The following is a 21,776-nucleotide window of genomic DNA, read 5'->3' as shown; positions in this document are numbered from 1 at the left end:
AGCCTATGTCGGTCAGCCCTGCGCCCGCTCCGCCTGCTCCAACGCGACGGCCCGGCGCATGGTGTCGCGGGCGCGGCCGCGGTCACCGGCGTAGTCATACGCGCGCGCGAGGCGGTATGAGTTGCGCCAGTTGTCCGGATCGGCCTCCCACTCCGACTTCACCTGTGCGAAAAGCTGATCGGCGGCGTCCCTGTCGATTCGGCCGGAGGGCCGCCTCGGCAGGTCCGACACGTCGAGCTCGAGGCCCTCGTCCGCGATTCGCCGCGCGAGGTGCTGGTGCGCGAATCCGGCGCGCAGGGTCACGAAGACGATCCAGATCCCGAGCACCGGCAGCAGCAACACGCCGATACCGAGCCCGACCGGCGCCGCCCCGCCCTCCCGGATCAACTCGATACCGCGCTGCCCGAGCAACACGAAGTAGAAGCCGAGCGCCAGGACGATCGCCGCGATGGTGACGACGATCTTGGTCGCGTCCTTCTTCACAGGTCCAGGAGGGGGTCGATGCCGACGGTGAGGCCCGGTCGGCCCGCGATCTCGCGGACGCCGAGTAGAACGCCCGGCGCGAAGGAGTTGCGGTCGATCGAATCGTGCCGGATGGTCAGGGTCTCCCCCTGGGTGCCGAGTAGAACCTCTTGGTGCGCAACGAGTCCGGCGAGGCGGACGGAATGAACCCGGACCCCGTCGACGTCGGCGCCGCGAGCACCGTCGAGCTCCGTGGTGGTCGCATCGGGGCTCGGTCCCCGCCCCGCCTTCGCCCGGGCGGCCGCGATCAAGGCGGCGGTGCGGTACGCGGTACCCGACGGGGCGTCGGCCTTGTTCGGGTGGTGCAGCTCGATGACCTCCACCGAGTCGAAGAATCGGGCGGCCTGCTCGGCGAATCGCATCGACAGCACCGCCCCGATGGCGAAGTTCGGCGCGATCAGCACGCCCACCTCCGGGTTCTCCGCGAGCCAGGACTGCACCGTGGCCAGCCGCGCGTCGTCGAATCCGGTGGTCCCGACGACCGCGTGGATGCGGTTCGCGACGAGGAACTCCAGGTTGCCCATCACGACGTCGGGGTGCGTGAAGTCGACCACGACCTGCGTGCGGGTGTCGACGAACGTCTCGATCCGGTCGCCGTGGTCGACCTGCGCGACCAGCTCGAGGTCCGCGGCGGCCTCGACCGCCTCACAGATCGCCCGGCCCACCTTGCCCTTGGCACCGAGGACTCCGACCCGGATTGGCGCTGAGGTCACTTGCTTCACTCTCCGTCCGCTCGCACTGTTGCTGTGTGAGAGCCTACGCAACCGGCTAGAGCGTGCCGTTCTCGATGTCACGTTGCATGGCCTGCTGGTTCTCGATGTGCGAGGACACGCCGTTCTTCACGGTGAAGTCGATCAGCGGCGCCGGCGCCGAGAAGGTCAGGTGCTCGGTGACCGTGGTCGCGCCGCCTACTGCGGCGAAGGTGACCTTCTGGTGGGTGATCACGCCGGGCGCGTCCCAGGTGGCGGTGCTGTACCAGTGATCGGCGGCGTACACCCGCTGCTGTCCGACGGTGCGTCCCGGGATCGACGCCGAGCCCGCAGGGATGTCCTCGAGGGCGATGAACTCCCAGACGTCGGCGCCACCCTCGATGTACGTGCGGCGGTCGAGCACGCCGCTCAGGAACGGGTGCCGTCCGAGGCTGTTGTAGAGGTTCGAGTACGCCGGGAATACCCGATCGATCGGCGCGTTGATGGTGATCGGCAGGGTGACGTTCACGGTCGCCAGTGCCGGGCCGGCCACGCTCTTCTCGAACTCGTAGGCCGCCCACGACGCTTCCCACTCCACGTCCAGTGCGGAGGAGGAACTCGAACTGGATTCCGCCCCGGCGACTCCCGTACCGCCCAGCACGATCCCGGTAGCCAGCACGCAGCTTGTGAGAAGCGTGGGTACCCGCCGGCCACCGAGATGCTCAGGACGATCGATCATTCGTGCTTTCCTCCCCGTCGAGACTGTTGCCCCCTCGGCAACCGAGCGGATGATACGCCGCCCACGCATTCCATCGACGTCGAATAGAACGGCGACCACGACCACTCGTGACAACGACGCCGCCGACGGCGATACTTCGAAGATGCGGATCACTCCGCCCTTCACAATCGGCATCCGAGGACTTCGCGGCCCGAGTAGGCCGGCCCGTCTCGCTCTGTGCGTCGTCAAGGCCACAACCAGCTTCCTTCATTAGGCGTTGTCGCCCACGCGGCGGCCTGTTTCGGTGCGGCCCCGGATCGAAAACGAGAGGGATCGACATGAGACCTTCGTGGAAGCTCAGCTACGTAGCCGCGGCCTGTGTCCTCGCGATCGCCGGATGCTCGGGCGATGGCGGCTCGGGCACGCCGGAAGCGGCCGACACGACCACGGCCGCTACCCGCACGACCGCAAGCACCGCCACGACCGGAACGGCCGCCGCTGGGGAGGCGGCCGACATCACCGTCGACAAGACGGGCTGGTTCGGCGGGTTCGAGATCACCGTCGACAAGGCGACGGCGACGCCGACGGGCTCGACTACCGACGTGGAACTGGAGCTGAGCTACAAGAATCTGGTGGGAGTGAAGGCTCCTCCCCCCGAGGAGGCATATCTCGATGTGCAGGGCTCGGTCATCGACGTCAAATTCGAGGAACAGACGGTCGCCGGATTCGGTGAGGCGTCGGGGACCGCGACGGCCTCGGTCAAGGCGTCCGGAAGCAAGGCCGACCCCGAGCAGTTGCTCGACTCCGCAGCACTCGTCTACGGCGAGACCGACAGCAATCAGACCAAGATCCCGTTCGCCGAGGACGGCAAGGTCGAGACCATCGAGCCGCGGGGCATCCCGGTGGGCCAAACAATGGGTATAGGCACTGCGGTCACTTTTCAACTGACCAGAGCGTTCCTTTGGCCGAGCTACCAGCCGGGGGAAAAGGGCAAGTACGAACTCTGGATCGAGTACAACGCCGAGTGCCTCGACTGCCCCGGCGTTCTCAGCTACGCGATGCACCGTGACGACTTCACGCTGACAGCACCCGACGGCAAATCCGTCCCCGCAGATTACCGGAGTCCCGCGGGCGACAAGAGTGTCAGCTCGGGCTACAACGTCGAAGGCCAGTGGCTGGTCTTCCTCATCGACGCACCAGCGACGGGCGCCTACACCCTCAAGATCACCTTCGTCGGCACCAATCGCGAACTGAAGGTTGAGGACACGACCACCATCACCCTGTAGCCCCTCATTCGAACACGATCACCTGACGGATCGCGCGGCCCTCGGCCAGCTCGTCCATGCCGCGGTTGATGTCCTCGAGCGCGATCTGCGAGGAGATCAGCTTCTCCACCGGCAGCCGGCCCTCCCGCCACATCTGCGCGTACCGGGGAATGTCGCGCGCAGGCACCGCCGACCCCAGGTAGCTGCCGACGATGGTGCGGGCCTCGGCCACCAGGAGCAGCGGCGAGATCGACGACCTGGCCTCCGGGTTCGGCAGCCCGACCGTGACGGTGGTGCCGCCGGGCGCCGTCGCCGCCACCGCGGTCTCGAAGGCCCGCACATTGCCCGCGGCCTCCACCACCAGGTCGGCCCGCACGCCCCGCTCCACCAATTCCGCCGGGGTGTACACCTGGGTGGCCCCGAGTTCGGTTGCCACCGAGAGCTTCTCGGGCATCGCATCGACACCGATCACCTCACCGAGGCCGAGCGAGACGGCGGTGAGCACCGCGGCCATCCCGACCCCGCCCAGGCCGACCACCATGATCGAGTCCCCCGGTGCCGGGTTCGCCGCATTGAGCACCGCGCCGCCTCCGGTCAGGACCGCGCAGCCGAGCACCGCGGCGACCTCGGGCGGGACGTCCGACCCCACCGGGACCACCGAGCGTCGGTCGACCACCGCGTGCGTCGCGAATCCCGACACGCCGAGGTGGTGATGCACCGTCACGCCGTCGCGGTGCAGGCGCTCCCCGCCGCCGAGCAGGGTGCCCGCATTGTTCGCCGCACTCCCGGCACTGCACGGCATCCGACCATCGGTCGCGCAGCCCGGGCATTCGCCGCACCGCGGCAGGAAGGTCATCACCACCCGCGCGCCGACGCGGACATCGGTCACACCCTCGCCGATCTGCTCGATCACGCCCGCAGCCTCGTGGCCGAGCAGCATCGGCACGGGCCGCACCCGGTTGCCGTCCACCACGGACAGGTCCGAATGGCACAGGCCGGCCGCCTCGATGCGGACCAGCAGCTCGCCCGGTCCCGGCCCGTCGAGTTCGAGTTCCGAGATCGAGATGGGTCGCGACCGGGCGAAGGGACGCTCCCGGCCGATCTCGTCCAGCACCGCACCACGAATCCGCATGCCGCTACCTCTCCTCGACGCGACCGCCCGGTGTCGGTCTCCGCCGTCCAGCCTGCCACGCCCGGAAGATCACCAGCCCGATTGCCACACCCACGACGTCCGCGACCCAGTCCCAGACCGACGCGCTCCGGTGGATCGGCAGCAGTCCCTGCAGGACCTCCGACACCGCCGCGTAGAGACCTGCCCAGACGATCACCGCGGTCACACCGAACCCCGCGAATCGCGCCGCGTACGCCAGCGCCGCGAACATCAGCAGGTGGGTGATCTTGTCGCTGTTCGGCGGTCCGCTCGGCACCGTCGACCCCGGCGAGAACAGCATCACGAGGGTGATGAGTATGACGACGGCGAGCGGCGCCGCCCGCCTCGACCGGAGTGGCGGCACGGGTCAGACGATTCCACGGACGGGCGCGGGCAGGTCCCTCTTGCGCTTGTAGGGGCCGACGATCGACGCGCCGAACGGCCGGCTCAGCAGGATGGCGGCGACCTCGCGCACCTCCTCGGTGGTCACCTCGTCGATCCGCTTCAGCGTCTCCGAGATGCTGCGATGGTTCCCGTAGTTCAGCTCGCTGCGACCGATCCGGTGCATCCGGGAGCCGGAGTCCTCCAGACCGAGCACCAGCCCGCCGCGGATCGAACCCTTGGCCCGCGCGCACTCGTCGTCGGTGATCCCGTTCGAGGCCACCGACGCCAGCACCTCGCGGATCACCGTCGTCACCTCGCCCAGGTTCTCCGGCTGACACCCCGCATACACGGAAAAGGCCCCACTGTCCGCGAACGTGTCGATGCTCGAGTACACCGAGTACGCGAGGCCGCGAGATTCCCGGATCTCCTGGAACAGACGGGAACTGAGTCCGCCACCGACCGCCGTGTTGAGGACCGACAACGCCCAGCGGTGCCCTTCGTGCCGCCCGAATGCGCGGACGCCCAGGCACAGGTGGGCCTGCTCGCTGTCTCGCCCCCGCAGGGTCAGCTCGGGGACGGTGCGCAGCCGGAGCCTCCCCTCGCGCCGCTCCGCCGGTTTCGCGCCACGGGTGAGGTGCCCCTTGAAGCTGCGCCGCACCATGGCGACGGTCTCGTCGTGGTCGACATTGCCCGCCACCGCGACGACCATCCGCTGCGGCGTGTACCGGCGGACGTGGAACGAGTGCAGCTGGGTCCGGGACATCGACTCGATCGACTCGACGCTGCCGATCACCGGGCGGCCCACCGGGTGGTCGCCGAACAACGCGGTCAGGAAGTCGTCGCCGAGCAGGTCCTCGGGGTCGTCGTCGCGCATCGAGATCTCCTCGAGCACCACCTGCCGCTCGATGTCGACGTCGTCGGATCGGCAGCGCCCGCGCAGCACGACATCGCTGACCAGGTCGATGGCCAGGGGCAGGTCGTCGTCGAGAACATGCGCATAGAAGCAGGTGTGCTCGCGGGAGGTGAACGCGTTGAGCTCGCCGCCGATGCCGTCGACCACCTGGGCGATCTCGAGCGCACTCCGGGTCGGGGTCGACTTGAACAGCAGGTGCTCGAGGAAATGCGCGGCGCCCGCCACGGTCGGCTGCTCGTCGCGCGATCCGACGCCGACCCACACTCCCACCGATGCGGAGCGGACCCCCGGCATGTGCTCGGTGACCACCCGCAGACCACCGGGAAGCACGGTGCGCCTGACTCCGAAGTCCTGGGATCTGGTGGTCAGTGCGGAGGTTCGACTGCGATTGTGTTCGGCCATGTAAGGGGTCAGCGGTCCTCGTCAACTGTGCGGGTGTGAGGCTCAAACAGTACACACCGGATGGTCCACGAAAACACCGGTGCCCCCGCGCATGTGCGCGGGAGCACCGGTGCTCTACCAGCGGTTCGGCCCGGATCTACTCCGAGTCGGTCGCCTCGTCGGCGGCCGCGTCCGCAGGCGCGTCCGACGCCGCGGCGTCGTCCTCGACGGGGATCAGCGAGATCTTGCCGCGGTTGTCGATGTCGGCGATCTCGACGCGGAGCTTGGAGCCCACGTTGACCACGTCCTCGACCTTGGCGATCCGCTTGCCGTTGCCCAGCTTCGAGATATGCACCAGACCGTCGCGGCCCGGGAGCAGCGAGACGAACGCGCCGAAGGCGGTGGTCTTGACGACCGTGCCGAGGAAGCGCTCGCCCACCTTGGGCAGCTGCGGGTTGGCGATGGCGTTGATCATGTCGATCGCGGCCTGCGCAGACGGGCCATCGGTGGCGCCGACGAACACGGTGCCGTCGTCCTCGATGGAGATGTTCGCACCGGTCTGCTCGGTGATCGAGTTGATCATCTTGCCCTTGGGCCCGATGACCTCGCCGATCTTGTCGACGGGCACCTTGATGGCCGTGACGCGCGGGGCGTACGGGCTCATCTCGTCCGGGGTGTCGATGGCCTCGGCCATGACCTCGAGGATCGTGGTGCGGGCGTCGTGCGCCTGCGACAGCGCGCCGGCCAGGACCTGGGAGGGGATACCGTCGAGCTTCGTGTCCAGCTGCAGCGCCGTGACGAAGTCCTTGGTGCCCGCGACCTTGAAGTCCATGTCGCCGAAGGCGTCCTCGGCACCGAGGATGTCGGTGAGCGCCACGTACCGGGTCTCGCCGTCGACCTCGTCGGAGACAAGGCCCATCGCGATGCCCGCGACCGGAGCCTTGAGCGGCACACCGGCGTTGAGCAGCGACAGGGTGGAGGCACACACGGAACCCATCGAGGTGGAACCGTTGGAACCCAACGCCTCCGAGACCTGACGGATCGCGTACGGGAACTCGTCCTGGCTCGGCAGCACCGGCATCAGGGCGCGCTCCGCGAGGGCACCGTGGCCGATCTCGCGACGCTTCGGCGAACCCACCCGACCGGTCTCACCGGTGGAGTACGGCGGGAAGTTGTAGTGGTGCATGTACCGCTTGCTGGTCTCGGGCCCCAGCGAGTCGATCTGCTGCGCCATCTTGACCATGTCGAGGGTGGTCACGCCCATGATCTGGGTCTCGCCACGCTCGAACAGCGCGCTGCCGTGCGCCCGCGGGATGACCGCGACCTCGGCCGAGAGCGACCGGATGTCGGTGATGCCACGGCCGTCGATGCGGAAGTGGTCCTTGAGGATCCGCTGGCGGACCAGCTTCTTGGTCAGCGAGCGGAAGGCCGCGCCGATCTCCTTCTCACGACCCTCGAAGTTCGGGGCGACCTGCTCGAGCACCTCGACCTTGACCTCGTCGGTCTTGTCGTCGCGCTCCTGCTTGCCCGCGATGGTCAGTGCGGCACTGAGCTTCTCGGCTGCGGCCTTCTCCACGGCGGCGAAGACGTCGTCCTGGTAGGCGGGGAACACCGGGTAGTCGCCGGTCGGCTTCGCGGCGCTGGCGGCAAGCGCCTGCTGGGCCTCGCACAGCCGCGCGATGAACGGCTTGGCGGCCTCGAGGCCCTGCGCGACGATCGCCTCGGTCGGTGCCTGCGCGCCGCCCGCGATCTTCTCGATGACGTTGTCGGTGGCCTCGGCCTCGACCATCATGATCGCGACGTCCGCGCTGTCACCGGAGCCGGAGACGATGCGGCCCGCGACGACCATGTCGAAGACGGCGTTCTCGAGCTGCTCGACCGTCGGGAAGGCGACCCACTGGCCGGCCTTGTTCTCGTCCGAGGTGATCAGCGCCACGCGGACACCGCCGATCGGGCCGGAGAACGGCAGGCCGGCGATCTGCGTGGACGCGGAGGCCGCGTTGATCGCGACGACGTCGTAGAGATCCTTCGGGTCCAGGCTCAGGACCGTCACCACGACCTGGATCTCGTTGCGCAGGCCGTCCACGAAGGTCGGGCGCAGCGGCCGGTCGATCAGGCGGCAGGTCAGGATCGCGTCGGTCGAGGGGCGGCCCTCGCGACGGAAGAACGAACCGGGGATGCGTCCGGCGGCGTACATGCGCTCCTCGACGTCCACCGTGAGGGGGAAGAAGTCGAAGTGCTCCTTGGGGTGCTTGCTGGCCGTCGTGGCCGACAGCAGCATGGTCTCGTCGTCCAGGTAGGCGACGACGGAGCCGGCGGCCTGCTGGGCGAGACGGCCGGTCTCGAAACGAATGGTGCGGGTGCCGTAGCTCCCGTTGTCGATCACGGCGGTGGATTCGAACACGCCCTCGTCGACCTCTACTGCGGGATTCACTGTCATCTTTTCTCTTCTCGTCCTCTCGTCTTTTGCCGTATCCGTGTGTGGGCGGCGCAACCCTCCTGGCTGCGACGCGCACCATCACGACGATCCAGCGCCCGAGGCGGGCGGGAGCATCGCTGCGCGGAGGCGGTCATCGATCGAAGCCCTCCGGATGACGTCGTCATGAGAACGACGCGTCCGAGTGACCACTACCGAGGACCGACGCCACGGCTTCAGGTACGTACGGCTGGATCCCCATGGATCCGGTGGTGCTGCAAATAGCTGTGGTGCGAAAAACACCGGTAGCCGGCGAGGCCAAGTCTATGCACTCGTCCTGCCGGCTACCGGGAAGTTCACGTCCTGACGGCCCGCGACGTGTCGCGGGTCACCGTGCGCCGAATTATCGACGCAGGCCCAGACGCTCGATCAGCGAGCGGTAACGCTCGATGTCCACCTTCTGAACGTACTTGAGCAGACGACGACGGCGTCCGACCAGCAGCAGCAGGCCGCGGCGGGAGTGGTGGTCGTGCTTGTGCTTCTTCAGGTGCTCGGTGAGGTCGACGATGCGCTTGGTGAGCATCGCGACCTGCGCCTCCGGCGAACCGGTGTCGGTCTCGTGCAGTCCGTACTCGCCGAGCACGGCCTTCTTCTCTTCGGTGGTCAATGCCACTGTGGATCTCCTGTAACTGACGTCCGCGTGATTGGAACAGGGCCCACACCCGAGGGTGTCGGCCCGGTTGGTGCGGCCACCGCGGACCGCAGCACACACCGACGAAGAATGATACCAGCAGTTACCTGCGCGTTCTCACTCCCCGTGCCGCAGGTCCGCCTCGGCGAGGAGCTCACGCGCGCGCTGCGCGTCCCGGCCCATCTGTTCGACGAGTGCGTCGACGGAGTCGAACTTCTCCATGCCGCGCAGCCGCTCCACGAAATCGACCGCGACGTGCTGGCCGTACAGATCGGCCTCGCCGTCGAGCACGAAGGCCTCCACCGTGCGGGTGCGCCCGGAGAACGTGGGGTTCGTGCCCACCGAGACCGCCGCCTGGTGCCGCTCCCCCGGGATCACGGTCCCGGTCAGCGGACCGGCGCCCAGGACGGTGAACCAGGCCGCGTACACACCGTCCGCGGGAATGGCCGAGTACATGGGAGGCGCGATGTTCGCCGTCGGGAAGCCCAGCTTGCGACCGCGCCCGTCGCCGTGCACCACCACGCCCTCGACCCGGTGCGGTCGGCCGAGCGCCTCGGATGCGGCCGCGACGTCGCCCGCGTCCACACAGGACCGGATGTACGTCGACGAGAAGGTCACCGCGTGTTCGGCCAGCAGACCGACCCCGTCGACCGCGAACCCGAAGCGTTCGCCGGTCTTGCGGAGCAGGTCGACGTTGCCGGCCGCCTTGCGCCCGAAGGTGAAGTTCTCGCCGACCACCACCTCGGCCACGTGCAGCCGCTCCACGAGGATCTCGTGCACGTAGCGCTCCGGGGTCAGCTTCATGAACTCCGGCGTGAACGGCATCACGCAGAAGACGTCGATACCGAGTTCCTCGGCCAGTTCCGCCCTGCGCGCAAGCGTCGTCAGCTGCGCGGGGTGACTGCCCGCACGCACGACCTCCGCCGGATGCGGATCGAAAGTCATGAGCACACTTGCGATTCCGCGCTCGCTGGCAGCCTTGACCGCCCTGCTGATCAGTTGCGCGTGCCCACGATGCACGCCATCGAAAACGCCGATCGTGAGCACACAACGACCCCAGTCGGCAGGCACTTCATCGAGACCTCGCCATCTCTGCACGAGTGGCAGCCTACGGCCCCCGCCGGAGTGCGTCACCTTCGGCTCAGGACTCGACGGCCTTCGCGGCGATCGCATTCGCGACCTCGCCGAGTTCCACGGCGATCGCCTCGTGGTCCCGGTCGACCAGCCATCGCAGCACCAGACCGTCGATGATGGACAGGCTCCGGTGCGCGATCCGCTCGACCGGCTCGGCCCACACCATCCCGGTACGGGACGCGCACTCGCCGAGAAAGGCCGTGACCTCGGAGTCCATCATGCGGTACTGCTCGCCGACGACGGCGCCCGCGGCCGCCGATCCGACCGCGCGAAGGCGCAGTGCGTGGGTGGCGATCTCGTAGGTCAGCAATCTGCGGTTCGGATTGGCCGCCACGATCGACCACATGGCGTCCAGCCCGATCCGGACGAGGTCGCGCAATCCCGCCCGCCCGTGCTCCTGGGGCGCCTCACCCACCGCGGCCAGCACCATCTGCGAGGCGGTGCTGAGCTCCAGCACGAGCCGCTCGGCCATCTCGGTCAGCAGGGCTTCCTTGCTGGAGAAGCAGTAGTGCACCATGCCGAGGGAGATCCCCGCCTCCCGGGCGATCGCCCGCACCGTGACGGCGGCGACTCCGCCGCGCTCGGCGATGTCGAGCGCGCACTCGATCAACTGCCTGCGGCGTTCGTCGGCCGTCAGCCGGGGGGACGAAGCCGGAGCGGAGCCCGCCGACTGACCCGTCACCGCATCGGCCATCATCGCGTCGGTCATCATCGTGGAGGTCATCGCACATTGATACCAGCGCAAACACGCCGCGCCATGGCCGCGAAGACACGTTAGGGGGCGAATAGGGGCCGGCCCGCGCCCGCACCCCCTATCCCCCGCAAATCCCCCTGGTCCGGTCCCCCGACCGCGGGCGCCGAGAGTGTCGGCTTATGCCCGCAGGCGTGTATTGCCTAAGCTCATCATCGTGGCCGAGAGCATGAGTGGACCGAGCGAGACAGGGAGTGCGGCGGCACCGGAATCCCTGACCACCGTCGCCCAGGACTACCTCAAGGTGATCTGGACGGCCGGCGAATGGTCCGGCGAGCACGTGTCGACGAAGATGCTGTCCGAGAAGATCGGGGTGTCGGCCTCGACCGTGTCCGAGGCCATCCGCAAACTGGCCGGTCAGGGCCTGGTCGACCATGCCCGGTACGGCTCGATCGCATTGACCGACCGGGGACGCGCCGCCGCGATCGGCATGGTCCGCCGACATCGGCTGATCGAGACCTTCCTCGTCAACGAGCTCGGCTATGGCTGGGACGAGGTCCACGACGAGGCCGAGGTCCTCGAGCACGCGGTCTCCGAACTGATGATCGCCCGCATCGACGCCAAGCTGGGCCATCCGGAACGCGACCCACACGGCGACCCGATCCCGACCGCGGACGGCGCGATTCCGACCCCTCCCGCCCGGCAGCTCAGCGATTTCGCGGACGGCCAGAGCGGCCGGGTCGCGCGGATCTCCGACTCCGACCCGGCGATGCTGCGGTACTTCGACACGGTGGGGATCGCCCTCGACCTGAGGATCACCGTCATCGAACGGCGGGACTACGCCGGCACCGTGTCGGTCCGGCTCGGGGAGGGCGTCGGCGAGACGATCGACCTGGGCAATCCCGCCGCCGACGCAATCTGGCTCGTCGAGGGCTGACGGGGTCAGCGGCCGAAGCTCCTCGGACCGAAGTCCGGCGAGTCGCCGGCGAAGTTCGCCTTCCGCGCGATCCCCGCGTTCTTCGACCGCAGCATCGCGAACTGCAGCCTGCGCTCGATCCGGAACGCGCGCCTTGGCCGGCCGCGCCGGGTCTCGTTCAGTAGCTTCTTGGCGGCGGCGACCGAGTCCGGCGACCGGGTCGCGAGTACCTGCACGAACTCCCGTGCCTCGGTCAGCGGATCGTCGGCGACCTCCGACACGAGTCCCAGCTCCCTCGCCCGCGTGCCGCTGACGATCTCGCCGGTCATCGTCAGCCGCTTCGCGACGTCCGCAGCGACCAGCTCGCTCAGCGGCACCGTCCCGGCCATGTCCGGCACCAGGCCCCACTTGGCCTCGAGCACCGACCATTCGCAGTCGGGGGTCGAGTAACGGAAGTCGGCGGCCAACGCGAGCTGCAGGCCCGCCCCGTAGCACCGGCCGTGGGTGACCGCGATGACCGGCACCGGCAGCTCCCGCCACACCCAGTGCGCGCGCTGGAACAGGTTGGTCCCGCGCAGCGGCGAGGGCACGAAGGACCGCGCGATCCGGGCGGGACTCCGGAGCGCCGAGGCGAAGTCGAGCCCGGCACAGAAGGCATCGCCGTTGCCCCGCAGGATGACAGCCCGGATCTCGCGGTTGCGGCGCAGCGACTTCGCTGCGGCGACGAGCTCGGCCAGCATGTCGAGATCGACGCCGTTGAGCTTGTCGGGACGGTTCAGGATCACATGGGCGACCGGGCCGTCGATCTCGACGAGCACACGCGGTGTGGTCATCCCGGCAGCGTAGCGCTCGCGGTCTCGATCAGGTTGCCCCTCCGCGTGGGACAATCAGGCTCTCACCAAGGAGATTCGAGATGCCAAATCACCTGGTTCTGAGGATTGGTGGAGTGGCCGCGATCGTCGGCGGCATCCTGATCGTGGGAGGCGTCGTCCTGCATCCCCGCGAACGAGGGCAGTTGCACGATGCGGAGAGCCTGCTCGAGGTGGTCGCCGGGTCCGGCAGATGGGTGGGGCTGCACGTGGTGATCCTGATCGGGATCGCCCTGCTCCTGGGAGCGTTCTACGGCCTGACCCACTCGGTGACCGGCGAGCGGGGCACTGCCTGGGCACGCCTCGCCTGGTCGTTCGCCATCGTCGGCGTCGGGCTGGGCGTTCTGCTCATGCTGATCGAGTCGGTTGCCCTGCCCGCGCTGGCCGAGACGTGGTCCGGCGCCGACCCGGCGCAGAGGGATCTCGCAGCGTCGGCGGGCAGCGTCGGCTACGAGCTCGCGATGACGCTGGCGGCAGGAAGCGCGGTATTGCTCTGTGGCGCCACACCGCTTCTCTACGGTGTGGCCATCGTCGCGGGGGACGGCTACCCATCCTGGCTCGGTTGGGTCGGGGTGATCGTCGGGTCCATCAGCAGCATCGTCGGCGTGACCCAGATGGTCACCGGGGTGACGATGCTGACCGGCATGGTCCTGTTCCCGATAGGGCTTCTCGTCGTGGCGGTGTGGTCCATCTGGCTGGGCGCGCTCATGGTGCGGAAGGCGACTCCCGCGGCGTCACTGCCGTAGTGTCGCCGGCCGCACCACCATCACCGAGCTCGCCCGCCTGCCGCGCTCCTGCAGCAGCGCGATCGTGTGCCCACTCGGGTCGATCGCCGCGTAGGTGCCCGGGATCCCGACCGGCTCCAGCCACCGTCCCTGGCTGATCGACTCGGCCTGGTCCGCGTCGATGTGCCGGTGCGCGAACGCGGTCTGGGCGGCCTGGTCGATATCGAGGCTGACCGCCGGATTCTCGGCCAACTCCTCGAGAGTGCGCGCATGCTCCAGGGTGAACGGACCGACCCGGGTCCGGCGCAGGACGGTGAGGTGGCCCCCGACGCCCAGGGCGGCGCCCAGATCACGGGCCAGGGCCCGGACATAGGTGCCGGACGAACATTCGACCTCCACGTCGAGGTCGACGAACCCGCCCGTGCGGCGCGTCGCGGTCAGCTCGAACCGGTCCACCGTGACGGGCCGGGCCTTGAGCTCGAACTCTTCGCCGGCGCGGACCAGCTTGTGTGCCCGCTGCCCGTCCACCTTGATCGCGCTGACGCTCGCCGGGACCTGGGTGATGTCGCCGGTCAGGGTGGACATCACGGCCGCGATCTCGTCGTCGGCGACGGCGGAGGCGTCGGCCTCCGAGATCAGCTCGCCCTCGGCGTCGTCGGTGGTCATCGACTGACCGAGCCGAATGGTGGCCGTGTACGCCTTGGTGGTCAGGGAGAGCAGCCCCAGCAACTTGGTGGCCCGCTCGACGCCGAGCACCAGCACCCCGGTGGCCATCGGATCGAGGGTCCCCGCGTGCCCGACCTTGCGCGTGTTCAGGATCTTGCGACAACGCGCCACGACGTCGTGACTGGTCATCCCCGCATCCTTGTCGACGATCAGCAGCCCGGCGCCAACGAGGCCGGAGGACGGTTTGCGGTGGGAAGACACGGGTTTCGAGACTACTGGACGGTGATCGCGGTGATGACCAGGCCGTCGGCGACCATCCAGCGTCCGTCGAACGAGGACAACGGTGGCCCCGACACCGTCTCCCCCGGCACCAGTAGCTTCGAATGAAAGGTGCCCGCCGCCGCACCGGCCGTGGACTCGGCCAGGGTGAACGTGATGTGCGCGTCCTCGAACCCGAGCCAGCGGCCGGTCAGCGGGAACCACGCCTTGTAGGTGGCCTCCTTGGCGCAGAAGAGAATCCGGTCCCAGTGCACGACGCTCTCGGCGGACGCCGCGATCGCGGTGCGCTCCTCGGGCAGGCTCACCGCGTCGAGGACGCCGTCCGGCAACGGCCCGTGGGGCTCGGCATCGATGCCGACCGACCGGACCTGCATCGAGTAGCCGAGGACCGCACCGCGGTAGCCGTCGCAGTGCGTCAGGCTGCCGACCACCCCACGCGGGAACAGCGGGACGCCCCGCTCGCCCTTGAGGATCGGTGCCGGGTCCATGCCGAGCTTGTCGAGCGCTACCCGCGCGCAATGCCGGGCACTGGTGAACTCGCGTCGCCGCTTGTCGACCGCCCTGGCGATCAGCGCCTCCTCCTGCGGGTGCGGCGCGAGCCCCGGCGGGTCCTCGAACAGCTCGGCGTACGCGACGCCGGTCGGCAGAATCTTCTCGATCACGTGCGCCCCGCCCTCATCGCATCGAACTCGGCTTCCTGCTCCGGGGTGACCTTGAAGTGGCCGCCCCACTTGTTCAGCGCGCCCGGCGGGTACTCGGGCACCGGCAGGATCTGGCGCAGCAGCCGCTCGGGCATCCCACGGCGCTGCCACTCGCGCGGATAGCCGAGCGAGACCTCCTCGAAGCGGACCCCGTCGTAGTAAGTGGTGCGCGGGATGTGCAGGTGGCCGTACACGCTGCAGACGGCGTTGTACCGGGTGTGCCAATCAGCCGTCAGCTCGGTGCCGCACCACAGCGAGAACTCCGGGTAGAACAACACCGAGGTGGGCTCGCGGACCAGCGGGAAGTGGTTGATCAGCACCGTCGGGATGGTCAGGTCCAGCGCGTCGAGCCGCGCCCGGGTGGACTCGATCCTGGCGTGACACCAGGCCTCCCTGGTGCTGTACGGCTCGCTGGAGAGCAGGAACTCGTCGGTGGCGACCACGTTCTTGTCCCGGGCGATCTGCAGGGCGTGTTCCTTGGAGATCGAACCGGGCGGCCTGAACGTGTAGTCGTAGAGCAAGAACATCGGCACCAGCGTGGCCGGGCCGCCCTCGCCCTCCCACACCGGATAGGGGTCCTCGGGCGTGATGACGTCGAGTTCGCGGCACATCGCGACCAGGTAGTCGTACCGAGCCGCGCCGTGGATCTGGACGGGATCCTTTGCCGTGGTCCACAGTTCGTGGTTGCCGGGCACCCAGATCACCTTCTCGAACCGGCTGCGCAGCAGTTTCAGCGCCCAGGCGATGTCGTCGGTCTTCTCCGAGACGTCGCCCGCCAGGATGAGCCAGTCCTCCGGTGATTCCGGGTACAGCTCCTCGGTGATCGGACGATTCCCGCGATGGCCGACATGGATGTCGCTCACCGCCCACAGCTTGCGCGTCACGTGCACTACCTTCCCGCCTGAATATCGGCACCGGTCACAGCCCATCGCCCGGAACCCACCCGCCACACGACGGCCAGCATCCGCAGCACCATGAACACCGTAAGCCCCGACCAGATTCCCGCCAGACCCCAGTCCTGGACGAGCGAGAGCCAGATCAGGGGCAGGAACCCGACGATCGCACAGCCGAGCGTCGCGTTGCGCAGGAACGGCGCGTCGCCCGCGCCGAGCAGCACCCCGTCCAGCGCGAAGACCACACCGGCGACCGGCATGATCGCGACGAAGAACCACCAGATCACGCCGATCTGGTCGATGACGGCGGCGTCGTCGGTGAACAGTGCCGGAATCACCGTGTGGCCGATCGCGAACGCCGCGGCCAGCGCCACCGCGAACACGGTGGACCACTTGGTGAGCCGCCGCGCCAGCCCCTTCGCCTGCGCCGCCCTGCCCGCGCCGAGCGCCGCTCCGACCAGCGTCTGCGCGGCGATCGCGAGCGAGTCCAGGGTCAACGCGACCAGGTTCCAGAGCTGCAAGACCACTTGATGGGCCGCGACCGCGGCCGCCCCGAACCGGGCCGCGACGGCGGCCGCCGACAGGAAACAGGCCTGGAAGGCGAGGCTCCGCAGGATCAGGTCCCGGCCCAGCACCACCTGTGCCCGCATCACCGCCGAGTCCGGCCGCAGGGAAACCGCTGAGCCCGCGGAGCGAGCCTGCCGCAGCAGCGCCACCACGAAGAACGCTGCGGTCACCGACTGCCCGATGACATTGGCGACCGCCGAGCCGACCAACTCCCAGCGCGGGGCCGCGAGCAGACCGTGCACCAGGACCGGGCACAGCACGGCGGACAGCCCGAGCCCAGCGAGGACGAAGCGCAGCGGTCGCATCGTGTTCTGGACCCCGCGCATCCAGCCGTTGCCCGCCATGGCGATCAGGATCAGCGGCGCCCCGAACACCGCGACCCGCAGCCACGTCAGCGCCTCCGCGGCGATGTCGCCGCCCCCGGCGATCAGCGAGGTCACGGGTTCGGCCAGGATCTGCACCGCGGCGATGATCACGAGTCCGATGCCCGCGGCCAGGTAACTCGCCTGCACGCCCTCGCGGACCGCGCCCGGTTCGTCTCCGGAGCCGTGCATCCGGGCGGCGCGGGCGGTGGTGCCGTAGGACAGGAAGGTGAGCTGGGTGCTGACCTGGGCCAGGATCAGCCCGCCGACGGCGAGTCCGGCCAGCGCCAGCGCGCCGAGCCGACCGACCACCGCGATGTCGAAGAGCAGGTACAGCGGTTCCGCGGCCAGCACGCCCAGTGCGGGCAGCGCCAACCCGAGGATTCGCGAAGCCGTCGGTTCGGCCCGGCGCCGCGAGGCGGTCAGTTCGGCCCGGCTCCGCGAGGCGGTCGGCTCAGCCAACGTCGCTCACGAGAGGGCGCCGAGCAGCGCGGCGACCACGTACTCGCTGTCGCCCTCTGCGGTGTACCCGGAGGCGAACCGGTGTCCGCCCCCGCCGAGCCGAGCGGCAACTGTGGACACGTCGACGGCGGCCTTCGACCGCAGCGACACCGACCAGTGACCGGGTGCGGTCTCCTTCAGCACCGCCGCGACCTCCGCCTCGGACGTGGTGCGCACGATGTCGATCACGCTCTCGATCTCCTCCGAGCGCATCCCGATGGTGTCCTCGTGGCGCAGGAGCGCGTACACGAGCCCCAACCCCTCCGCGGAGTCCGGGACCAGCTGGGCCGACCCCAAGACGGAGGCCAGCATCGGCAGCCAACCGAACGGATGGGTGTCGAGCAGTCGCCGGGCGATCTCCGCCGAATCGATACCGGTGTCGATGAGCCGCTCGGCCAGCAGGTGGGTACCGGGCTGGACCCAGCGGAACGATCCGGTGTCGGTGACCAGTCCCGCGTACAGGCAGTGCGCGATGTCCCGGTCGATCTCCACACCCCACTCGTCGAAGAGCCGCGCGAGGATCGCGGTCGTGGACTCGGCGGAGTCGTCGACCAGGTTGTACTCCGCGTACCGGGTGTTGGAGCGGTGGTGGTCGATGACCAGGCTGGTCCGCGCGCCGTCGAACCGGTCCGCCAGGTGCCCGAGCCGACCGCGGCTACCGCAGTCCACCGTCACCAGCAGATCCACCTCGGATTCGACCTGGCCGGCCGGGGCCAGCAGGTGCGTTCCGGGCAGCTCGCTCATCGACTCGGGCAGCTCGTCCGGCTGGGCGAACGACACCTGAACGGGAACACCCTTGCGTTCGAGCACGATCGCCAGGGCGAGTCCACTCCCGATGGTGTCCGCATCCGGCTGGACGTGACACAGCACCGTCACCGACCCGGCGGCCGACAACAGCCCGATCGCACCGGCGAGGTCGATCTCAGAGTTCTGCGCGGTCACGGTCATCCCGGGCCCTAGTCGTCCTCGCCGACCCGGTCGTCGTCCTCGTCGTCCACCGAACGCGGCTCCTTGTAGGGGTCGGCCTCGCCCGCGTGGGTGGCGTTCTCCCGGGCACGGGCCACCTCGTCGTCGGCCGCGCGGGCCTTCGCGAGGAGCTCCTCCATGTGCCGGGCCGCGTCGGGCACGGTGTCGGCGACGAACGTCAACGTCGGGGTGAACCGCACGCCGGTGCCCGCGCCCACCTTCGACCGCAGCGATCCGGTGGCCTTCGCCAGGCCTGCCGCGGCGCCCTCGTAGTCGGGTTCGGTCTCGAGGTCGACTCCGCGAACCGTGTAATAGACCGTCGCGTCGTGCAGGTCCGCGGTCACCTTGGCGTCGGTGATCGTGACGTAGTCCAGGCGCGGATCCTTGATCTCGCCCCCGATCGCCGATGCGACGATCGTCGCGATGCGCTTGGCCAGCTTGCGCGCTCTCGCCGGATCTGCCATGACGGGGTGTCCCTTCTCGATCTCATCCGGCGGCGCTGCCGTCGGATGAAGCAATTCAATTCCACACGGACCTCTCGGTCCGTTAGTCCTCGGGTCCGAAGATCCTTCGCCGCACCGCCAGCAACTGCAACTCCGGCCGGCCCGCGACGTGCCGCTCGCAGGTGTCGAGGACCTCGGTGAGGTGGCCGACGTCCGCACTCGCGACCGCCACCCCGAGCAGTGATCGCCGGTACCGGTCCTGCTCGCCGGTCTCCGCGACGGACACCCCGTAGCGGGCCAGGGCCGCGATCACGGGTTTGACCACCGACCGCTTCTCCTTGAGCGAACGCACGTCGCCGAGCAGGATGTCCAGCTCAAGAGCACCGAGGTACAACGAGGCCTCCCGTCGGCTTGCCCAGTGCGCGCCCCGCCGACCGGTGGTCGACGGGGCGCGCACTGGGTGTCACTCTGCTCAGTCGCGCGGCTTCTCGCGAAGCTCGTACGCCTCGATCACGTCACCGACCTTGATGTCGTTGTAGGTGACGGTCAGACCGCACTCGTAGCCCTCGCGGACCTCGGTGACGTCGTCCTTCTCCCGCTTGAGCGAGGAGATGGTGACCGTCTCCGCCACCACGACGCTGTCGCGGATGAGGCGTGCCTTGGCGTTGCGCTTGATCGACCCGGAGGTGACCAGGCAGCCGGCGATGTTGCCGACCTTCGAGGAGCGGAACATCGCGCGGATCTCCGCCTTGCCCAGCTCGACCTCTTCGTAGATCGGCTTGAGCATGCCCTTGAGGGCCTTCTCGATCTCGTCGATGGCCTGGTAGATCACCGAGTAGTACCGGATGTCGACGCCCTCGCGGTTCGCCAGCTCGGTGGCCTTGCCCTCGGCGCGGACGTTGAAGCCGATGATGATCGCGTTCGAGGCCGAGGCCAGGTTCACGTTCGTCTCGGTCACGCCGCCGACACCGCGGTCGATGACGCGCAACTGCACCTCGTCGTCGATCTGGATGCCCAGCAGGGCCTCCTCGAGCGCCTCCACGGTGCCCGAGTTGTCGCCCTTGAGGATCAGGTTGAGCTGCGAGGTCTCCTTCAGCGCTGCATCGAGATCGTCGAGGCTGATCCGCTTGCGGCTGCGTGCGGCCAGCGCGTTGCGCTTGCGCGCATTGCGACGGTCCGCGATCTGCCGGGCGATCCGGTCCTCGTCGACCACGAGCAGGTTGTCGCCTGCACCGGGCACGGAGGTGAAGCCGACCACCTGGACAGGACGCGACGGGAGCGCCTCGAGGACGTCGTCGCCGTGCTCGTCGACCATGCGGCGAACGCGTCCGTAGGCGTCGCCCGCCACGATCGAGTCGCCGACCCGCAGCGTTCCGCGCTGGATGAGCACGGTCGCGACGGGGCCGCGGCCACGGTCGAGGTGCGCCTCGATGGCGACACCCTGAGCGTCCATGTCCGGGTTGGCGCGCAGATCCAGGGAGGCATCCGCGGTCAGCAGCACCGCTTCCAGGAGGGCATCGATGTTGGTGCCCTGCTTGGCCGAAATGTTGACGAACATGGTGTCGCCGCCGTACTCCTCGGTGACGAGGCCGTACTCGGTGAGCTGCTGGCGGATCTTGTCGGGGTTCGCCCCCTCCTTGTCGATCTTGTTCACCGCGACCACGATCGGCACGTCGGCCGCCTGGGCGTGGTTGATCGCCTCCACCGTCTGCGGCATGACGCCGTCGTCGGCCGCGACCACGAGGATCGCGATGTCGGTAGCCTTCGCACCACGGGCACGCATGGCCGTGAAGGCCTCGTGACCGGGGGTGTCGATGAAGGTGACCAGACGCTCGTTGCCGTCCAGCTCGGTGAGCACCTGGTAGGCGCCGATGTGCTGGGTGATGCCGCCGGCCTCGCCCTCACGGACGTTGGCCTTACGGATCGTGTCGAGCAGTCGGGTCTTACCGTGATCGACGTGGCCCATGACGGTGACCACCGGCGGGCGGGACTCGAGGTCTTCCTCGCCGCCGGCATCCTCGCCGTAGGTGAGGTCGAACGAGTCGAGCAGCTCGCGGTCCTCGTCCTCCGGGCTGACGACCTGCACGACGTAGTTCATCTCGCCGCCGAGCAGCTCGAGGGTCTCGTCGTTCACCGACTGGGTGGCCGTGACCATCTCGCCGAGGTTGAACAGCGCCTGCACGAGTGCTGCCGGGTTCGCGTCGATCTTCTCCGCGAAGTCCGAGAGCGATGCGCCGCGGGCGAGACGAATGGTCTCGCCGTTGCCGCGGGGCAGCCTGACGCCGCCGACGGCGGGCGCCTGCATGGAGTCGTATTCCTGCCGCTTCTGCCGCTTCGACTTGCGTCCACGACGCGGGGCGCCACCGGGGCGACCGAACGCGCCTGCCGCGGCACCGCGCTGGCCGGGGCGGCCACCGCCGCCACCGGGACGACCGCGGAAACCACCGGCGGGAGCGCCACCGGCGGGAGCACCCGTGCCTGCACCTGCGCCGGGAGCTCCGCCACCGCGGTATCCGCCGCCACCGGGCGGGCGACCGCCGGGACCGCCGGGACGACCGCCGCCGGGCCTACCGGCACCGGGTGCGGGGCGTGCCGAACGAGACGGCATGGCGCCCGGGTTCGGGCGAGGAGGCATCGAGCCGGGGCTCGGACGCGGTCCGCCCTGGCCGGGAGCCGGACGGGGACCACCCTGACCTGCGGCGGGACGCGGCGCGCCGGGTGCGGGACGGGGTCCGCCCTGACCGGGTGCGGGACGCGGGCCGCCGGGGCGGGGTGCGCCGGGCGCCGGGCGCGGCGCGGGACGCTCGGCCGGGGCCGAGGAATACGGGTTGTTACCGACGCGCGGCGGCTTCGGGCCGGGCTTCGGACCCGCGGGTGCCGCCGGGGCAGCGCTCGCGGCGGGGGCCACGGGTGCGGCCGGAGCCGCGGGGGCTG

General features: G+C 69.2%; 22 protein-coding genes. 3 read left to right on the top strand and 19 right to left on the bottom strand.

Translation table 11 applies throughout. The features are described 5' to 3' along the window. Positions 1-12: 12 nt before the first annotated feature. The 3 genes from ACFQS9_RS19280 to ACFQS9_RS19270 are packed head-to-tail and all read right to left on the bottom strand — an operon-like array spanning position 13 to position 1,950. Complete coding sequence (locus ACFQS9_RS19280) at positions 13-483, bottom strand: hypothetical protein (protein WP_378407623.1); 471 nt, start codon at positions 481-483, stop codon at positions 13-15. Next, a complete protein-coding gene (dapB, locus tag ACFQS9_RS19275) occupies positions 480-1,235 on the bottom strand; it encodes a 4-hydroxy-tetrahydrodipicolinate reductase (protein WP_378407622.1) in 756 nt (251 codons plus the stop codon). The genes ACFQS9_RS19280 and dapB overlap by 4 nt, the downstream gene beginning before the upstream one ends. Before the next feature lie 55 nt (positions 1,236-1,290). After that, a complete protein-coding gene (locus ACFQS9_RS19270; protein ID WP_378407620.1) occupies positions 1,291-1,950 on the bottom strand; it encodes a hypothetical protein in 660 nt (219 codons plus the stop codon). Positions 1,951-2,267: 317 nt separating this feature from the next. Between ACFQS9_RS19270 and ACFQS9_RS19265 the strand changes: the two genes are divergently transcribed. After that, positions 2,268-3,215 carry a hypothetical protein gene (locus ACFQS9_RS19265; RefSeq protein WP_378407618.1) on the top strand — a complete coding sequence of 316 codons (948 nt, stop codon included), beginning with the start codon at positions 2,268-2,270 and terminating at the stop codon, positions 3,213-3,215. Between the two features lie 4 nt (positions 3,216-3,219). On the opposite strand, the gene ACFQS9_RS19260 is transcribed toward ACFQS9_RS19265, so the two are convergent. From ACFQS9_RS19260 to ACFQS9_RS19230, 7 genes are all read right to left on the bottom strand, one after another. Beyond that, entirely contained in the window at positions 3,220-4,326 is a 1,107-nt protein-coding gene (locus tag ACFQS9_RS19260) for an alcohol dehydrogenase catalytic domain-containing protein (protein ID WP_378407616.1), read from the bottom strand. A gap of 4 nt (positions 4,327-4,330) precedes the next feature. Continuing rightward, positions 4,331-4,708, bottom strand: a complete 378-nt coding sequence (locus ACFQS9_RS19255; RefSeq protein ID WP_378407614.1) for a VanZ family protein — start codon at positions 4,706-4,708, stop codon at positions 4,331-4,333. Between the two features lie 3 nt (positions 4,709-4,711). Beyond that, the gene (locus ACFQS9_RS19250; RefSeq protein ID WP_378407612.1) at positions 4,712-6,043 is read right to left on the bottom strand and encodes a M16 family metallopeptidase; all 1,332 of its coding nucleotides are present in this window, start codon (positions 6,041-6,043) and stop codon (positions 4,712-4,714) included. 136 nt (positions 6,044-6,179) lie between these two features. Next, on the bottom strand, positions 6,180-8,462 hold the full coding sequence (locus ACFQS9_RS19245) for a polyribonucleotide nucleotidyltransferase (protein WP_378407610.1): 2,283 nt from the start codon (positions 8,460-8,462) through the stop codon (positions 6,180-6,182). Between the two features lie 379 nt (positions 8,463-8,841). Then, a complete protein-coding gene (gene rpsO / locus ACFQS9_RS19240) occupies positions 8,842-9,111 on the bottom strand; it encodes a 30S ribosomal protein S15 (RefSeq protein WP_027499433.1) in 270 nt (89 codons plus the stop codon). 135 nt (positions 9,112-9,246) lie between these two features. After that, positions 9,247-10,227, bottom strand: a complete 981-nt coding sequence (locus tag ACFQS9_RS19235) for a bifunctional riboflavin kinase/FAD synthetase (protein ID WP_378407609.1) — start codon at positions 10,225-10,227, stop codon at positions 9,247-9,249. Between the two features lie 43 nt (positions 10,228-10,270). Then, entirely contained in the window at positions 10,271-10,987 is a 717-nt protein-coding gene (locus tag ACFQS9_RS19230; protein WP_378407607.1) for a TetR/AcrR family transcriptional regulator, read from the bottom strand. A gap of 196 nt (positions 10,988-11,183) precedes the next feature. Between ACFQS9_RS19230 and ACFQS9_RS19225 the strand changes: the two genes are divergently transcribed. Next, complete coding sequence (locus tag ACFQS9_RS19225; protein ID WP_378408265.1) at positions 11,184-11,891, top strand: metal-dependent transcriptional regulator; 708 nt, start codon at positions 11,184-11,186, stop codon at positions 11,889-11,891. A 5-nt stretch (positions 11,892-11,896) separates the two neighbouring features. Here the strand turns inward: ACFQS9_RS19225 and ACFQS9_RS19220 are convergent, their stop codons facing one another. Further along, complete coding sequence (locus ACFQS9_RS19220; protein WP_378407606.1) at positions 11,897-12,703, bottom strand: crotonase/enoyl-CoA hydratase family protein; 807 nt, start codon at positions 12,701-12,703, stop codon at positions 11,897-11,899. An 80-nt stretch (positions 12,704-12,783) separates the two neighbouring features. On the opposite strand from ACFQS9_RS19220, the gene ACFQS9_RS19215 reads away from it, so the two are divergent. After that, positions 12,784-13,485 carry a hypothetical protein gene (locus ACFQS9_RS19215; RefSeq protein WP_378407604.1) on the top strand — a complete coding sequence of 234 codons (702 nt, stop codon included), beginning with the start codon at positions 12,784-12,786 and terminating at the stop codon, positions 13,483-13,485. Here the strand turns inward: ACFQS9_RS19215 and truB are convergent. The 8 genes from truB to infB all read right to left on the bottom strand — a co-directional run. Then, complete coding sequence (truB, locus tag ACFQS9_RS19210; protein WP_378407602.1) at positions 13,474-14,391, bottom strand: tRNA pseudouridine(55) synthase TruB; 918 nt, start codon at positions 14,389-14,391, stop codon at positions 13,474-13,476. The genes ACFQS9_RS19215 and truB overlap by 12 nt on opposite strands. A gap of 11 nt (positions 14,392-14,402) precedes the next feature. Next, a complete protein-coding gene (npt, locus tag ACFQS9_RS19205; protein WP_378407600.1) occupies positions 14,403-15,071 on the bottom strand; it encodes a 4'-phosphopantetheinyl transferase Npt in 669 nt (222 codons plus the stop codon). Continuing rightward, the gene (locus ACFQS9_RS19200; protein ID WP_378407598.1) at positions 15,068-15,994 is read right to left on the bottom strand and encodes a metallophosphoesterase family protein; all 927 of its coding nucleotides are present in this window, start codon (positions 15,992-15,994) and stop codon (positions 15,068-15,070) included. Before ACFQS9_RS19200 ends, npt begins: the two co-directional genes overlap by 4 nt. A 5-nt stretch (positions 15,995-15,999) precedes the next feature. Beyond that, entirely contained in the window at positions 16,000-17,358 is a 1,359-nt protein-coding gene (locus tag ACFQS9_RS19195) for an MATE family efflux transporter (RefSeq protein ID WP_378408264.1), read from the bottom strand. A gap of 42 nt (positions 17,359-17,400) precedes the next feature. Further along, a complete protein-coding gene (locus ACFQS9_RS19190) occupies positions 17,401-18,381 on the bottom strand; it encodes a DHH family phosphoesterase (protein WP_378407596.1) in 981 nt (326 codons plus the stop codon). A gap of 8 nt (positions 18,382-18,389) precedes the next feature. Next, positions 18,390-18,863 carry a 30S ribosome-binding factor RbfA gene (gene rbfA / locus ACFQS9_RS19185; protein ID WP_072753876.1) on the bottom strand — a complete coding sequence of 158 codons (474 nt, stop codon included), beginning with the start codon at positions 18,861-18,863 and terminating at the stop codon, positions 18,390-18,392. Between the two features lie 82 nt (positions 18,864-18,945). Beyond that, positions 18,946-19,236 (bottom strand): DUF503 domain-containing protein, encoded by a 291-nt coding sequence (locus tag ACFQS9_RS19180; protein ID WP_378408263.1) that lies wholly within the window; start codon positions 19,234-19,236, stop codon positions 18,946-18,948. A gap of 78 nt (positions 19,237-19,314) precedes the next feature. Further along, the coding region (infB, locus tag ACFQS9_RS19175; RefSeq protein WP_378407594.1) for a translation initiation factor IF-2 at positions 19,315-21,776 on the bottom strand (2,462 nt) is incomplete at its 5' end.

It is taken from the genome of Rhodococcus daqingensis (genome assembly GCF_042665615.1).
Taxonomy (GTDB): domain Bacteria; phylum Actinomycetota; class Actinomycetes; order Mycobacteriales; family Mycobacteriaceae; genus Rhodococcus_G; species Rhodococcus_G daqingensis.
Note: the sequence above shows the minus strand (reverse complement) of the source record. Positions and strands in the feature narration are given on the sequence as shown.